This window comes from Streptomyces sp. NPDC058525, from assembly GCF_042719495.1.
In the GTDB taxonomy this organism is placed as follows: Bacteria; Actinomycetota; Actinomycetes; order Streptomycetales; family Streptomycetaceae; genus Streptomyces.
Genome location: NZ_JBHXNP010000061.1, coordinates 23,942 through 38,912 on the forward strand (window position 1 = coordinate 23,942; position 14,971 = coordinate 38,912).

The window sequence follows — 14,971 nt, forward strand, 5'->3', positions numbered from 1 at the left end:
GTTGCGCAACGGGCGCCAACGTAACCGCCGCCCACCGCCTGAGTCGTCCCACCAGGAGTTGCTTCCCCGTACCCCCAGAGGAAGCACCCGACTACAACCGGGGGCGTACGACTCGGCTCATTCCCGCACACCGCCGAAGAGAGGCTCCTCGCCCTCGGTCCACCAGACGCCCAGCGTCTGCCGGACCAGCACCCAGCCCCCCGCCTCCCGGCGGAACTCCCAGTCGTACGGCCCGCCCATGGCATACGGGGAGGCGGCCGTCCCGGGCGCGGGATCGGTCACGAACCACATGTAGCCGATGCCGGTGGCCCGGTCGCCCGACACCTCGAAGTGCGTGTTGAGGATGTGGTGCTGCATGGCCGGGTACGCGGCTTCCGCATCCGCCACCTTGGCCCGGATCGCTTCCCGCCCGCGGATCGTCCCCCACGGCCCGAACTCCAGCACCCCGTCCTCGGCCCAGCAGCCGGCCCAGCCCTGCCAGTCCCCCAGGTCCAGCGCCCGCCACCCGCGCATCATCAGCGCACGCAGGGCCTCCTTGTCCTCCAGGGTCCGCACCCTGCGCACCAGACCGGCGAAGTCGTCGGCGGCATAGGCCGTACGGGTCATGTCACGGGTCACGTCACTGCCTTCCGTAGCGGTGTGGCCGTTCACTGGGCACTCCCGGCGGGCCGGACCACGATCTCGTTGACATCGACCTGCGCGGGCTGGGAAACGGCGTACGCGATGGCCGCCGCGATGGCGGCAGCGGGCAGCGCGACCGCCCGGTAGGCCTTCATGGCCTCCCTGGCGGCGGGGTCCGCGATCCCGTCGGCGAGTTCGGACTCGGTCACGCCCGGGGAGACGAGCGTGACGCGGATGCTGCCGTCCGGGGACTCCTGCCGCAGCCCCTCCGAGATCGCCCGCACGGCGAACTTGCTCGCGCAGTACACGGCGGCCGTCGGCGAGACCTCGTACGCGCCGACGGAGGCGACGTTCACGAAGTGCCCGGCGCCCTGGGCCCGCATTACGGGCAGGGCGGCGGCGATCCCGTACAGCACACCCCGTACGTTCACGTCGATCGTCCGGTCCCACTCCTCGACCCGCAGCGCGTCCAGCGGCGAGAGCGGCATCACGCCCGCGTTGTTGACCATCACGTCCACCCGTCCGTAGCGCTCGCGGGCGGCGGCCACGAAGGCGTTCACGTCGGCGGCGTCGGTGACGTCCAGCCGTCGGTACGCCGCGCTGCCCCCGCCGGCGGTGATCTCGCCGGCCAGCGCGTCGAGACGCTCGGTGCGGCGCGCCCCGAGGAACACCCGGTGCCCGTCGGCGGCGAGCCGGCGGGCGGTCGCCTCCCCGATCCCGCTGCTCGCCCCGGTGACCGCCACGACCTTGCCCGCGTCTGCGCCTGCGTATGCCTGTGCCTGTGCCTGTGCCTGTGCGTCTGTCATCCCTGCTGTCCCTCTCGGTCAAAAGGCGGCGGGACAAGATGAGTTCGAGTACGCCCCGCTCGCAGCACCGAGTCTGGGCAGCCCGCGACGCACCGACCAGGACGGCTGCTGCCTGGGTGCACCACACCCAGGCAGCACCCGAAACGGTCGCCTAGCCTGACCCGCATGCCCGACAACCAGCTGGGAGACTTCCTCCGCGCCCGCCGAGCCGCCCTGCGCCCCCAAGACGTCGGCATGCCCGGCCACGGCGTGCGCAGGGTCCCCGGACTGCGCCGCGAAGAGGTCGCGGTCCTGGCCGACATGAACGCGGACTAGTACACGCGTCTGGAACAGGGCCGCGAACGCCACCCCTCGGCGCAGGTGCTCGAAGCCCTCGCCCGCGCCCTGCGCCTGGACCCCGACGCCTGCGCGCACCTGTACCGGCTGGCCGGGACGGCCCCGCCCGTCCCGCCCGCGCCCGCCACCCCGGACGAGATCACGCCCGCCCTGCGCCAGCTGCTCGACGCCTACCCGGCCGCCCCGGCGTTCGTCGTCAACCGGTCCCTGGACGTCCTCGCGGCGAACGCCCTCGCCGAAGCCCTGTACTCGCCCTTCGAGACCGCGGACAACCTGGCCCGCATGGCCTTCCTCGACCCGGCGGGACGCCGCTTCCACACCCGCTGGACCGACACGGCGCAGGCCGTCGTGGCCCACCTGCGCCAAACGGCAGGCCTCGAGCCCGACAACCCGCGCCTACGCACCCTCATCCGAGAACTCACCGCCCACAGCGCGGACTTCACCCGCCTGTGGAACACCCACGCCGTACGGGGCAAGACCTCGGACGCGAAGCACTGCCTCCACCCGGACGTCGGCCCGCTGACCCTCACGTACCAGTCCTTCGACGTACGCGAGGTCCCCGGCCAGCAACTCATCGTCTACCAGGCCGCCCCCGAATCCCCGAGCGCCCAGGCCCTCACCCTGCTCGGCACCCTCCACGCCACGACGACGCACTGGTCCTGAGACGACGGCGGGAGCGCCGACGGAGGAGCCCCGTCGGCGCTCGTCCGCCGGTCAGAGGGCGTTGCGCGAGACCTTGAGGATCTTGCACTCGATCTTGTCGGAGGCCTTGGCCGCCTTCGCGGTGTTGAACGCGAGGGCGCCGGCGTTGTCGTCCGTGTACTTCTGGCCGGGGGCCAGGTTCTGGGCGGTCGACAGGAGGTCTTCCTTCTTCTCGCCGTTGACCAGCACCTCGCCCTCGACGAGGTAGCTGTACCGGCGGTCACCGCTGTTGGTGTACTCGACCTTCACGTCGAGCTCCTTCAGGTCGTAGTCGCCGGTCTTCACCGCACAGGACGTCACCTTCGCGTCCTTGGTGATGTCCGGCTCGCCCTTCTTCGCGTCGCTGCCGCCCGAGGGGTTGACCTGCGCACTGTCGTACGACTTGTCGAGCTCCTTGCCGACCTCCTCGGCGGCCTCTCCGACGAGGAGGGTGCAGCCGCCGAGCAGGAGCAGCCCGAGCACGGCGGGGATGCCGCAGCCCAGCGCGACCTTCTTGCCGGTGCTCATCCCCGGCTTCGGGGCGGGGTACTGCGGCTGGGGCTGCTGCGGGTATCCGGACATGACTGGGCAATCCTTAGGAACGATGGAGTACCCGGGCCACAGCGATGCGGCGGTGCGGCAGGGGCCGCGTCATGATGACATAGGCGCGATCAACTTGCGCGCCTGTCTCACAAGCGTGCGATCAGAAGCCGGAGCGAGGGCGAGAGCAGGCAGCGCATGAGGATCAAGAACGGCGGAAGCGGGGTCACCGTGGAGGACTTCCCCGGCTACGAGGGCCACAGCTTCATCATCGGCTTCCCCGCGGGCGGCACGAAACCGAACGGCTTCTACGTCAAAGCCCCGGACGACCAGCCGGTGAGCGCGACCTGGCTGCGCCGCCTGCCCCTGGACCGCCTCCTGCGCGTGGCGGCCGAGGCCAGGGCGGCGGACATCGCCGACCAGGTACAACCGGCCCCCGCGACCGAGGGCCGCCCCTACGGCGGGGGCGACGACCACGTCGCGAAGGTCGCCGAGGTCTACCAGTGGGCAACCGAACGCAACATCCCACCCCGCCGCGCCATCGCCAGCCGCTGGGCCCGATCGGAGGCAACGGCAGGCCGCTGGATCGCCGAAGCCCGCAAAAAGGGCGCCCTCCCCCCGGCTGGGTGAGGCATGGCCCCACCGGGGTCAGGGGCCCGAGCACCCGCCCGACCGGCAGGGAAAGCGTCGCGACGCCCAGGTGACCACGATCCCGCTCTACGCCGACGCAGGCCAGGGCGCCGACGGTCACGTCGACGGACGCCGGGATTGGCGCAGGCCCGCCCGAAGCGCCCGTCACGGGCGGAGGGAACCGGTCCGGTGGGTGGGGGCATCTGGTGGGGCATGGGTTTCATGATCTTGCTCTTCGCGCTGATCTTCCTGGGCGGCTGGGCCGCGGCTCTCGCCGGGCTCGGGTACGCCTCCTCCGTGCTGTGGCAGAGCCGGCGTCAGCGGTGGGTACGGGATCACGGGCACCCGTTCGTCCGGCTGCTGGTCCCGCCCCCCGCGTACCTGCGCTTCGACAAGGCCCTCGCCGTGGCGGTGCTGCTGGCCGACCTGTGGCTGCTGTCGGGGGTCGTGCTGCTCGGCTCGGACGGCGTCTTCACCGAAGCGTGGATGGGCTACCCCGGCATGATGGACCCCGACGGAGAGGGCTACCAGGCGGGAGCCGTGGACCTGCTGCGCACCGCCGCCCTGTGGAGCGCCTCCGCCGCGATCCTCGCGCGGTGCTGGACCACGGCGGCCGTGCAGCTGACCGTTCTGCCGTTGTCGGCACTGTGGGTAGCCTCGTTCGACACCTATTACAGCTGACCTCCTGAGGGGTCACACGCGTGCCCATCCGGGCCTGTTCGTGAACACCCGATTTCAGTGGTGTCGGAGATCACGAGTTGAGGTATCTTTCGGAACATCATCACTGGAGGGGGAGGTTTCTCCGTGTCAGATTTGGATCTCAATGCGTCAGTTGACGCTCTGGTCGATCGTGAACCGGACCTTCCCCTTCCCGCCGTACGACGGCAGCTGCGCCTCGCGGACGATCTGACGCAGCGCCAGCTGGCCGACGCCCTGCACGTGAAGCCGCTGACGATCCTGCGCTGGGAAGGCGGGCAGACCGAGCCGCGGCGCCCGTGGCGCGATGCGTACGCCCGCCTTCTCCAGCGGCTCGCCGAGAAGCACCCCGAAGCCGCGCAGGTCACCGATCTCGGCGCGGCGCGCGGGTCGTCTCCGGGCATGCCGACGCCGCCTTCGGATTCAAGGGGGTCGGGATGACCTAGCCGGCCATCAGCCGCGCGCTCCGGTGAGGACTCGCCATCCTCTGGACTCGCGCGGCCCGTGTACCGCCTGATGCATCACCAGGGCGGTCCGCTCGGACATCGGCTGCAACCGGTTCCGAGCCGCGGCTCATCAAGCCGCTTTCATCGATCCGGCCCCTCATCAGGGCCGTCTTACTTGCTGTTCCTGCGTCAGCCCCGGCCAAGGGGCTCGCGCAGTTGTGCCGTCCCCCACACGAGCCAACGAATTCAGGGCCCCGGCCAAGGGGTCCGTCTTTGCTGATCCATCTGGAAGGTCGGTACTCGTCATAGTGCCCGATGTTGTGTCCTCTGAAAACCCGGTTGCTGTCCGTTTCGCTCCTGTTCGAGCCGATCGCGCTCCGCGCATGGCGGGATCCCTACCCGAAAAGCGGAACTCCTTTACCTTTCTATGGGACGCCTTACCTCCCGTGGACGTCTCCGCGGGGACGGTGTTCACGGAGTTCACGCAGGTAAGGGGCGACGCGCAGTCCGTCGAGCGCACCGGGTCGCGGCGGGCCGAACCGCGGGCGTGGCTGCGGTCGGTGGTGTGGCTGGTGGGTGCGGGTCCGCACCCGCAGGCGGGCCCCTCGACGGTGAAGGTGGCCGAGGACCTGGCGTCCCGGATGGACTTCTCGCTGAGCCTGGTCCTGTACGACCTGGACGGCACGGTGGCGCGAACCGGCCTGTCGCGCGCGACGGTCAAACGCCACGTACGGTACCTGCGCGAGCTCGGCGCCCTGGTGTGGGTACGGCACGGCTCGAAGCGAAACCTCCGCCTGCCGGGGCGCGCGTACACGGCGACGGCCACGATCTACGGCGCGGTCATCCCCCCGGTCTACGACGCGGCGATGGGGCACCGGCTGGTCGGCAGCGGCTACCACGCCCGGGTGTGCGGGGTGACCGAGGCCGGCCGGGCACAGGCGGTGGGAGCCGCCCGTGCGGCGGCGAAGCCGAATCGGAAGCCGAATCGGAAGCCGAACCGGAAGCCGAATCGGAAGACCGAGCGGAAGCAGGCTGCCGGCGAGCGCCGTCGCGCGGGCCGTGAGCCCCATTCTCTTGGGCGCTACCCGCAGAGTTCTTCTGCGGCCGGTACTTTCCCTCCCCCTGAGAAGAGCCGCAGGCTGAACCGCTTCGGCACCCGTCTGCGCTTGGCGGTGCAGCTGATCGCACAGGTGACCTGGCTGCGCGGCTGCTCGGTCCGCCGTATCGCCTGGGTGGCCCGCCATGTCGCCGATGCCGGATGGTCGGTCGTCGACGTCCTGGCCTGGCTGTACTTCCGCGGCGGTACGGCGATCGGCCACGTCCACCGGGCCTCCGGGCTGCTCGCCACGCTGCTGGCCGGTGCGGAGGCGGCGCTCTCCACCCCCGAGAAGCGGAATTCGTTGGTGGAGGACTGGCGCAGGTCCCAGGAGGCGATGCGCCGTCACCGCGTCCCGTACGTCCGCCACCAGCGCGAGGCCTTCGACGGCGACTGGCAGGCCCCGTCCGACCCCGCGGTCCGACAGCACGTCATCGACGCGTACGCGACGGCGTTCCGACCCGCCGGTCACACCTCGCCCGGCGGCGCGGACGATGGCGTTCCGCAGCCCCAGTACACGTCCATCCGGTGGGAGGACCTGGACCGGGAGGAGCTCGCCGAGGGCCGCGCGCTGGTGGAGCGGCAGCTGCTGGCGGGCGATCCGTCCACGGTCGTCAACGCGGTGCACCTGATGGGACGCCCCATGGCCGAGCGGCTCTACGGCGCGGACCTGGTCCACCGGGCCGAGCAGCTGATGAGGCTCGCCCACAGTCCCCGGACCACCCTCGGCAGCCGGTAGGAGGCGCCCCACCATGACCATCAGCCCCAACACCCCGAACACTGCCGGTACTTCGTCCCGCACGCCCGGCTTCGGCACGGACATGGCCCGCATGGCCCTCCAGGCCGCCCGCGCCGCCGCCCGCATGCGCGGCGACCGCGCCGGCGAATCCCGTACGCCCCGTGCCCGTACGTCCCGGCCCGGCTTACGGACCGGCGCCCGGCCCGGCCCCCGCGACGGCAGGGAGCCGGCCGCACTGGGTGTCGTCACCGAGCAGTTGTTCGCCGACCGCGTGTGGGAGCTGGCCGCCGTCGGGGCGAGCGTGCTCGGTCAGTGGCCCGCCATCGCGGCCGCCGTCGCCCCCACCCTCGCCGAGCACGTCACGGTCACCGCCTACAACCCCCGCACCAGGGTGCTGACCCTGTGGCCCGACTCCGGGGCCTACCGGACCCAGCTCCGCCTCGCCACCGACCGCATCCTCACCGCGGCCCGGGAGATCACCGGGACGCGAGCCGTACGCAGCATCGTCGTCCTCAACCCCGATATGCCGCCGCCGCTCCCGGTCCGGGTGGTGCTGCGGCGGCGGCCGAGGGCCGGTCAGGACGAGGGCGACGGGCTGCGGTGTCCGCGCGAGAAACCCACGCCCGGTCAGAGGTCTGCGCGTACGTCTAGTGCGTCGGGTACGTCGCGTACGAGGTCGTGCCCCTCGCACCACAGGGCCGCGGAAGTCTCGAGAACGGCGAACCGGTCGGAGTACTCGGCCCCGAACCGGTCCGACCGGTCCGACCGGTCGCCCGGCAGCATCGACAGCACCGCGCTCCCCCCGCCGCGCACCGCACGCTGCCGCACGGCCAGGGAGGCCAGGACGCGGCCCGGCCCGCACTCGACGAGCAGCCGGTCCCCGTCGTCGAGCAGCGCGGTCAGCGCGGGCCCGAAGTGGACGGGGTCGGCTATCTGCCGGGCCCAGAACCGCGCCGAGCCCGCCTCCTCGGCCGTGAGCAGCCGCCCGGTGTAGCCGGACCGTACGGGGAACCGCGGCGGCCGCGGCAGCGCGTCGAAGGCCAACTCGGCCGCGGCGACGGCCGGTTCCATCGCCGGGCTGTGGAAAGGAGTGGTGGCCGGGACCGGCCGGAGCGTCACCCCGTCGGAGGCGAGGCGGGCCGCCACGACGGCCAGTTCGGCGCGCGGCCCGGCCAGCATCGTGCGCCGTACGGCGTTCACGGCCGCCACCGCGACCTGCCCGGACAGGTACGGGCCGAGCTCCTCGGCGGACGCCGCCACGGCGAGCATCCCGCCGGCCGGGATCCGTGCGGCGGCACGCACCCGGCCGCGCACCAGCGCGACGGCCTCCGCGACGCTGAACACCCCGGCCAGGGTCGCCGCCACGACCTCGCCCGCACTGTGCCCCAGGGCCTCGGCCGGCGTGACGCCCCAGCTCAGCAGCAGTCGCCCCAGCCCGTGGTCGACGGCGAACAGCAGCGGCTGGGCACGGCGCCCGTCGTCGATCGGGATGGCCGCACCGGCGACGGCGGAGAGCCAGTCGGCGCGGATCGCCTCGCCCTCGGCCCCCCACGCCCCCAGGACCTCGTCGACGCCCGCCCGGAACACGGGTTCGTCGCGGTACAGCCCGGTCGCCATCCCGTGGTGCTGGGACCCCTGCCCGGGCAGCAGCAGGACGACGGGCCGGGGCCCGCCCGCCGGGACCTGCCGCACCGGGGCGGCCGCGAGGTCGTCGAGGGCGCGGGCCGCCGTGGTGACCACCGCACCGCGCACCGGCCCCGGAACCGGAGGCGGTACCGGAACCCCGGAGCGCAGCGCGTCGACGACCCGGGCACGGGCGGCGCGTTCACCCGCCGGGTCCGCCCCCGCCCAGCACAGCAGCCGGGGAGCAGCCGCCCCCGGCGGGAGGCCGGTGACCGCCGTCCCGGTGACCGGCGTCCCGACGACCGCCGTCCCGCTGACTGTCTTGCCAGTGACCGTCATGTCGCTGTCCTCCCGCACGGTCGGGTGGCCGGATGGCCGAGTGGTGGCCGGGTGGCCGGATGGTGGCCGGTTGCCCCTCAGGTGTCAGGTGTCAGGTGTCAGGTGAGCGAGATCCCGCCGTCGACGCTGAGCACCTGCCCGGTGATGTAGCCGTTGTCCAGGAAGACACCGATCGCGGGCGCGACCTCCTCGGGGGTGGTCAGCCGCGGCACCGGCAGGTTGGCGGCGAGGCTCTGGCGGAACTTCTCCGTGGCGTTCGCCGTCATCCGCGTCTCCATGAACCCGGGCGAGACGGCGTTCACCGTCACCCCGCGCCGGCCGCACTCGGTGGCCAGGGTGCGCGTGAGCGCGATCACCCCGGACTTGGAGGCGGCGTAGGCGGTCTGGCCGGACGTGGCGACCAGGGCCGACGGCGACACCACGTTGATGATCCGCCCCCACCGCCGTTTGAACATCGACGGCAGCACGGCACGGCACACGTGGAAGGTGCCGACCAGGTTGGTCTGGACGACCTCGCTCCACACCTCCGGCGACTGGCTCATCAGCAGCGCGTCCTTGCGGACGGCCGCGTTGCTGACGAGGATGTCGACCTCGCCCAGCTCCTCGACGACCCGGCGGTGCATGGCGCCGACCGATTCCCAGTCGCCCACGTCGGCCTGGACGACGATCGAGTCGTTCGTGAGGCGCTCGCTGACCTCGCGGGCACCGTCCTCGGCGCGGTTGTAGTGGAGGGCGACGCGGCACCCGAGCCGGTCGAGCTCGACGGCCACGGCGGCGCCGAAGCCCCCGGACGCGCCGGTCACCAGGGCGACCGGCTTCTCCGGGCGCGGCGCCGAGAGGGGGCGGGCTTCCGCTGCGGTCCCGGTCATGACGCCCACTCCGTCGGTTCGCCCGCACCCCACTCGATCAGCGCGGTGAGCCACACCATGCCGGCACCGAACGCCGCGAACATCACGCGGTCGCCCCGCTTGATGCGCCCGGCGTCGAGCGCCTCGGCGAGGGCGATGGGCATCGAGGCCGCACCCGTGTTGCCGTAGTACTCGATGTTCGTGATCAACCGCTCCCGGGGCACGTTGCTGCGCTCGAGGATCGAGTCGATGATGCGCATATTGGCCTGGTGCGGCAGCAGGTGGTCGATGTCCTCGGCCTTGAGGTTCGCCGATTCGAGCGTCCGCTTCACCGAACCGACCGTGAAGCGGACGGCGTTGAGGTAGATCTCGTTGCCCTTGATCTGCGCGTAGTGCTGCTTGTCGCGCAGCGTCGCCTCGCTGGCCGGCAGCCTGCTGCCACCGGCCGGGATCTTGAGGCTGTCGACCTTGGTGCCGTCGCAGCCCATGTCCCACGCCTGCAGCCAGCTGCGGTCGTGGGGCGCCAGGACGACCGCCCCGGCCCCGTCGCCGATCAGCACGCCCAGGTCCCGGTCCTCGGGGTCGACGACGAGCGAATGCGTGTCCGTGCCGATCAGGAGGATCGGGCGGGGGTCGATCGCCATCAGCCCGGCCGCGACCACGAAACCGTAGGCGAAGCCGGCGCATTCGGCGTTCACGTCGTGGGCGCCGCCCGCCGTGCCCAGCTCGTTCTGCACGAACGCGGACGTCGCCGGCGACAGCTGCTCGGGGGTGCCCGAGGCGAGGATGAGGTGCGAGATCTGGTCGGGGCGCAGCCCGGCGTGCTCCAGTGCCCGCCGGCCCGCCTCGACCGCCAGCGAGGCGGTGGTCTCGCCCGGCCCGACGATCCGCCGCTCCCGGATGCCCGTACGCCGCACGATCCAGTCGTCGTCCACGCCCAGCCGTGCGGAGAGGTCCGCGTTGGTGAGCCTTCCCTCGGGCAGGTACTTGCCCCACCCGATGATGCCGATGCCCGACACCCGCGGCTCCGCGGTCACTCGCCGCCGGTCGCGGAGGCGACCGGGGCGACGTCGTGGGCGGCCAGCAACTGCTGGTGGATGCTCCGGAAGGTGACGGTGTCGTTGATGCTCTCGACGATCGACTCGTCCACGCCCAGGTCCGGGTACCGCTCCTGCATGTCGTAGACCCACTCCATGAGGTCGAGCGAGTCGACGCCGGACGTGGTCAGCGGGGTGTCAGGGTCGAACCCCTCGACCCGGCTCACGGCCATCAACCGTTCGACGGACACTTCGAGCGAGGGAAGCAGCATGGCGACTCCTGGTAGTTGTGATCGGCCTGTGGGCCGCACCGTACGAGTACCGGCGCAAGCGATTCGCAAGCCCGACTGCACGGGAACGCGACCGCGGCTCAAGCGGCCCGCCGGCCGCGGCGGACGCGTTCGCACTGGTCGGCGCCAGGATCGTCGCCCCAGGAGCGCAACGGGCGCGCAAGCGTACGGGCCGGCGATACCAGCGCGGTCCCACGTGCGGGGGCCCGGCCCCGGCACCCGGCTGGTACCACATGGCCGGACTCTTACCCCCACACAGCACTTGCAGGGGGACAAGTTTGATGGACACCGAGATCGAAATACTGGGGCCGATGGCCGTGCGCTGCGCCGGCACCGTGCACCACCTCCAGAGCGCACAGGCCCGGGTGGCGTTCGCACGCCTCGTGCTCGCCGGCCCCGAGGGCGTGACGCGGGACGAGCTGGCCGACGTGATCTGGCCGGGGGAGCTCCCGCCCACCTGGGCATCGGCCCTGCGCACACTCGTCAGCCGGCTGCGCACCTTCATGGCGCCGCTGCCGGCCGAGTCGACGAACCCGCTGGCCAAACTGGGCGGGCGCTACGTGCTCGCGCTGCGCGAGGACGTACTGGTCGACGTGGAGGACGCGACCCGGTCGGTCACCGCGGCCCAGGAGGCCTTCAACACCGGCGACGTGACCACGGCCGCCCGGCTGGCCACCCGGGCCGCGGACCGGCTGCGCCTGCCGTTCCTGTCCGAGCACGAGGGCGACTGGATCGCCGGATGGCGCGAGCGCCTCACCGAGTACCTGGTCACCGCCCTGGAGATCGCCAGCCGGGCCGCGCTGGGCTCGGGGGACCACGCGCGGGCCGCGCTCCTCGCCGAAGAGGCGACGGCCCGGGCACCCGAACGCGAAAGCGCCCACCGCTGCCTGATGGCGGTGCGCGAGGCCATGGGGAACCGGGGCGAGGCTCTGCGGGCCTACCAGCGGCTGCGCCGGTACCTCGCCGAAGAGCTGGGCGTCGACCCGTCGCCCGAGACCGAGGCCGCCTACCTGGCACTCCTCGGCCCGTCGTCCCCCGCCTCCCCGTCGGGCGCGCCCGGCGCCGGACCCGCCGCCGGACACCGCCCGGTCCCCTTCACGGGCCGCCGGCAGGAGATGGCGACGCTGGCCGGAGCCTGGGCCCGGGCCGCGCGCGGGCGCCGGCAGTTCGTCCTGGTCACGGGAGAGTCGGGCATCGGCAAGACGCGGCTGCTGCGCGAGGCGGGCGCGGCGATGGCCGCCGAGGGCGGGCTGCTGCTCGTCGGCCGGTGCGACGAGAACGCGATGGTCCCGTACCAGCCGCTCGTGGAGGCCCTGGACAGCTACGTCGCCTCCTCGCCCGACGACCCGCTCGACGCCGTCTGCCCCTCGGCCCGGGGCCCGCTGCGCCTGCTGCTCCCCTCGCTCGGGGGGCCGTGCGCGCCCGGCGAACTGCCCGAACAGCCGGTCTTGTTCGCGGCGTTGACCCAGCTGCTGCTGGTCGCGGCGAGCGAGCGGCCCTGCGCCGTCCTCATCGACGACGCCCACTGGGCCGACCCGCAGACCGTGGAGCTGGTCCGGCACCTGCTGCGCACGACCGCCGAGGCCCGGCTGTGCATCGTCGTCGCGGCCAGGAACGACCTGCCGACCTCCGCCCAGCGCCGCGTACGGACCGGCCTGGACGAGGCGATGCTCCGGTTCGAGCACGACGGCGACGGGGCCGAGGTGGTCCTCGGCGGCCTCGACCTCGCCGCCACCCGCACGCTCATGCACGACCTGATCACCGGCACCACCCCCACCCCCACCCGCACAACCACCACAACCAGAGCCGCAACCACCCGCCCCGGCGCCACCGCCGCCGGCACCGAATCCACCGCCGCCCGCCTGGTCCGCCGCGCGTACAGCCGCAGCGGCGGAAACCCGTTCATGCTCCTGGAGATGCTCCGGCACCCCGCCGGTCTGTACGCGGTCCCCCCGGCCGTCGCCCGGCTGGTGGCGGCCAAGCAGGCCGCCATCGGCCACGACGCCACCCGGCTGCTCCAGGTCGCGGCCGTCACCGGCCCGTCCGTCGCCTTCGACGCGGCGGCGGGCGCCGCGGGCCTGGACGTGCTGGCCGCCCTGGACGCGCTCGAGACGTTGCTGCAGGTCGGAATCCTCGCCGAGGGCTCCCAGCACCCCGACCGGCCGGCGGTCTACGAGTTCCGCCACGACGTCGTCCGCCAGGTGGTCGACGAACAGGTGAGCGACGCCCGCCGCCGCCACATCACCTCCCGGCAGCGGCAGGTGGCGGGCCCGCGCAACTCCCCGCATATTCACTCAGGGTGACGGTTCGTCATCCATGAGTTCGTGTTAACCTACAACCCGACCAAACGGGCATGACGGTGGGGGTCCCGGGGTCGCCGGTTCAGCTGGCATGAGAATGGGGACAGCCTCGGATGGCTCGCGCGCCTTTCGTCCCGCGTCAGCGGTTGGTGGAAGACATGCTCAACGCGAGGCATTCGGTCCTCGTCGAAGCGGGTGGCGGATTCGGCAAGAGCGCCCTGATCGGGCAGGTGCGGGCCCGCGCCGGCGGCGGCGTCGAAGTGCGGCTGCCGCGCGACCACCCGGTCACGGTCGACGAACTGACCTCGGCGATCGTCGACGCGGCCGGCCAGCCCGCCGGCTGGCCGCGCACCGCGGCCGCCGGCCGGGTCGCCGAACTGCTGGCCGCGTCGACGGGCCCGGGCCTCCTGGTCGTCGACAACGCCGAGGCCCTCACCGACGACGCCGCGTCCTGGCTGGCCGACCTGGCCAAGGACGGCACACCGCCCCTGCGCGTCATCGTCAGCAGCCGGCTGCTGCCGGCGCCCCTCGCGGCCATGGAGTTCTGGGGCACCGCCGAACGCTTCAACACCCAGGACCTGCGCCTCACCCAGGAAGAGGCCACCGCCCTCGCCCGCATCGAGCTCGGAGACGAGGACGGCGAACGGCTCGCCGCCACCCTGCACGACCTATCGGGCGGCTGGGTGGCGCTGCTGCTCGTGATGCTGCGCCGGCTCGCCCGGTCCGCCGACCGCATGGCGGCCGCCACCGTACTGCTCCGCCACCCCGGCCTGATCCGCCAGCTCATGGACCACTACGCCGCCGACCTCGACCCCGCCGACCGCTACCTGCTGACCCAGGTGGCCGCCTTCCCGATGGTCAACGACAGCCTCGTCGAAGGGCTGGGCCAGCCGGGCCTGCTGCGCCGCCTCATCCGGGCCGGCATCCCGTTCGCCGTCGGCGCCGACGGCTGGTCACGGCTGTGCAGCGAGTCGAAGGAGACACTGGCCGCGATCGCACCGCTCGACCCGGCCATCGCCCAGCGGGCCGCCCCGCTGCTGACCTCCCAGGGCGCCGAACTGGCCGCGGCCAGCCTGCTCGCCGACAGCGGCGACCCCGAGCAGGCGGCCACGCTCATAGCCAAACTGCCCACCTCGCGCATCAACCAGCTCGACCCGGTCGAGTTCATCCACCTGATGGCCCGCCTCGGGCCCGCGGCCGAAGCCGCGCCCCAGGTACTGCTGCACCTGGCCCGCACCCACCGCAACGTCGGCCAGCTCGCCGAGGAACGCGAGGTCATCGGCCGCGCCCTGCGCGTCGTACGCGAGCAGAACAACGACGACGACCTCGCCGTCGAAGTCGAGAGCGAATGGCTGATCCAGCGGGCGCTGCTGCGCGACCCCGGCGTGCTCGCCCAGGTCGAGCGCCTCCTCGAAGGGACCGCCGAAGGCACCCGCGCCCAGGCCAGCCTGCTGGAAGCGCTGGGCGTGGCCCTGTCCGACCGCCCCGACGGCCCGAGCCTGCACCGGGCCGAGAACGCCATGCGCCAGGCCGCCATCACCTGGGGCGAACTGGGCGAGCCCGCCCGCGTCGCCGCGGTCCAGCGGGGCCTCGCCACCCAGGTCCTGGCCGCCCTCGGCAAGACCGGCGAGGGCGCCGTACTGCTGCGCCGGCTCGGTGCCACCAGCGACACCCAGTTCGACCGCATGCTGTGCCTGGTCATGGAGGCCCGGCTGCTGGCGCTCGGCGGCGAGGCCGAGCGGCCGCTCGCCATCCTCGACGACGCCATGCGCCTCGCCGAACTACTGCGCATCGACTGGGTGGCCGGCCACGCCGCCTGGACCCGCCTCATCGTGGCCGCCAACGACCAGGACATGTCCGGAGTCCTCGAACAACTGGCCCGGGCCGAGGCCCACCTCGGCCAGATGATGATCCGCGACAGCGGCGGACTGCGGTTCCTGTGC

12 protein-coding genes and 2 pseudogenes are annotated in these 14,971 nt (G+C 72.7%); 7 read left to right on the top strand and 7 right to left on the bottom strand.

Features of this window, described 5'->3' with window-relative positions; genetic code table 11:
- Window positions 1–117: 117 nt before the first annotated feature.
- Both ACFWP3_RS25975 and ACFWP3_RS25980 read right to left on the bottom strand, forming a co-directional pair.
- Window positions 118–618, bottom strand: coding sequence for a nuclear transport factor 2 family protein (locus tag ACFWP3_RS25975; RefSeq protein ID WP_384225385.1), 501 nt, complete (start codon window positions 616–618; stop codon window positions 118–120).
- Window positions 619–647: 29 nt separating this feature from the next.
- Complete coding sequence (locus ACFWP3_RS25980; protein ID WP_384225388.1) at window positions 648–1,427, bottom strand: SDR family oxidoreductase; 780 nt, start codon at window positions 1,425–1,427, stop codon at window positions 648–650.
- Between the two features lie 165 nt (window positions 1,428–1,592).
- Here ACFWP3_RS25980 and ACFWP3_RS25985 point away from each other — a divergent pair.
- Window positions 1,593–2,426 (top strand): annotated as a pseudogene (locus tag ACFWP3_RS25985) (helix-turn-helix transcriptional regulator).
- Between the two features lie 51 nt (window positions 2,427–2,477).
- Here ACFWP3_RS25985 and ACFWP3_RS25990 read toward each other — a convergent pair.
- Window positions 2,478–3,026, bottom strand: a complete 549-nt coding sequence (locus tag ACFWP3_RS25990; RefSeq protein ID WP_384225391.1) for a hypothetical protein — start codon at window positions 3,024–3,026, stop codon at window positions 2,478–2,480.
- Between the two features lie 156 nt (window positions 3,027–3,182).
- Here ACFWP3_RS25990 and ACFWP3_RS25995 point away from each other — a divergent pair, with 156 nt between their 5' ends.
- The 5 genes and pseudogenes from ACFWP3_RS25995 to ACFWP3_RS26015 all read left to right on the top strand — a co-directional run.
- Window positions 3,183–3,614, top strand: a complete 432-nt coding sequence (locus ACFWP3_RS25995; protein WP_384225394.1) for a hypothetical protein — start codon at window positions 3,183–3,185, stop codon at window positions 3,612–3,614.
- Window positions 3,615–3,827: 213 nt separating this feature from the next.
- Window positions 3,828–4,295, top strand: a complete 468-nt coding sequence (locus ACFWP3_RS26000) for a hypothetical protein (RefSeq protein ID WP_384225397.1) — start codon at window positions 3,828–3,830, stop codon at window positions 4,293–4,295.
- Window positions 4,296–4,418: 123 nt separating this feature from the next.
- A complete protein-coding gene (locus tag ACFWP3_RS26005) occupies window positions 4,419–4,751 on the top strand; it encodes a helix-turn-helix domain-containing protein (RefSeq protein ID WP_384225400.1) in 333 nt (110 codons plus the stop codon).
- 451 nt (window positions 4,752–5,202) lie between these two features.
- Window positions 5,203–6,591, top strand: coding sequence for a hypothetical protein (locus ACFWP3_RS26010; RefSeq protein ID WP_384225402.1), 1,389 nt, complete (start codon window positions 5,203–5,205; stop codon window positions 6,589–6,591).
- A 124-nt stretch (window positions 6,592–6,715) separates the two neighbouring features.
- Window positions 6,716–7,090 (top strand): annotated as a pseudogene (locus tag ACFWP3_RS26015) (DUF721 domain-containing protein); the annotation flags it as partial.
- Between the two features lie 128 nt (window positions 7,091–7,218).
- Here ACFWP3_RS26015 and ACFWP3_RS26020 read toward each other — a convergent pair.
- The 4 genes from ACFWP3_RS26020 to ACFWP3_RS26035 form a co-directional block, all read right to left on the bottom strand.
- Window positions 7,219–8,553, bottom strand: a complete 1,335-nt coding sequence (locus tag ACFWP3_RS26020) for an acyltransferase domain-containing protein (protein WP_384225405.1) — start codon at window positions 8,551–8,553, stop codon at window positions 7,219–7,221.
- A 98-nt stretch (window positions 8,554–8,651) separates the two neighbouring features.
- Entirely contained in the window at window positions 8,652–9,422 is a 771-nt protein-coding gene (locus ACFWP3_RS26025; RefSeq protein WP_384225408.1) for a 3-oxoacyl-ACP reductase family protein, read from the bottom strand.
- A complete protein-coding gene (locus tag ACFWP3_RS26030; protein WP_384225410.1) occupies window positions 9,419–10,438 on the bottom strand; it encodes a 3-oxoacyl-ACP synthase III family protein in 1,020 nt (339 codons plus the stop codon). The genes ACFWP3_RS26025 and ACFWP3_RS26030 overlap by 4 nt, the downstream gene beginning before the upstream one ends.
- Window positions 10,435–10,710 (bottom strand): phosphopantetheine-binding protein, encoded by a 276-nt coding sequence (locus ACFWP3_RS26035; RefSeq protein WP_384225413.1) that lies wholly within the window; start codon window positions 10,708–10,710, stop codon window positions 10,435–10,437. Before ACFWP3_RS26035 ends, ACFWP3_RS26030 begins: the two co-directional genes overlap by 4 nt.
- 299 nt (window positions 10,711–11,009) lie before the next feature.
- On the opposite strand from ACFWP3_RS26035, the gene ACFWP3_RS26040 reads away from it, so the two are divergent.
- On the top strand, window positions 11,010–13,031 hold the full coding sequence (locus tag ACFWP3_RS26040; RefSeq protein WP_384225415.1) for an AAA family ATPase: 2,022 nt from the start codon (window positions 11,010–11,012) through the stop codon (window positions 13,029–13,031).
- Window positions 13,032–14,971 lie beyond the last annotated feature (1,940 nt).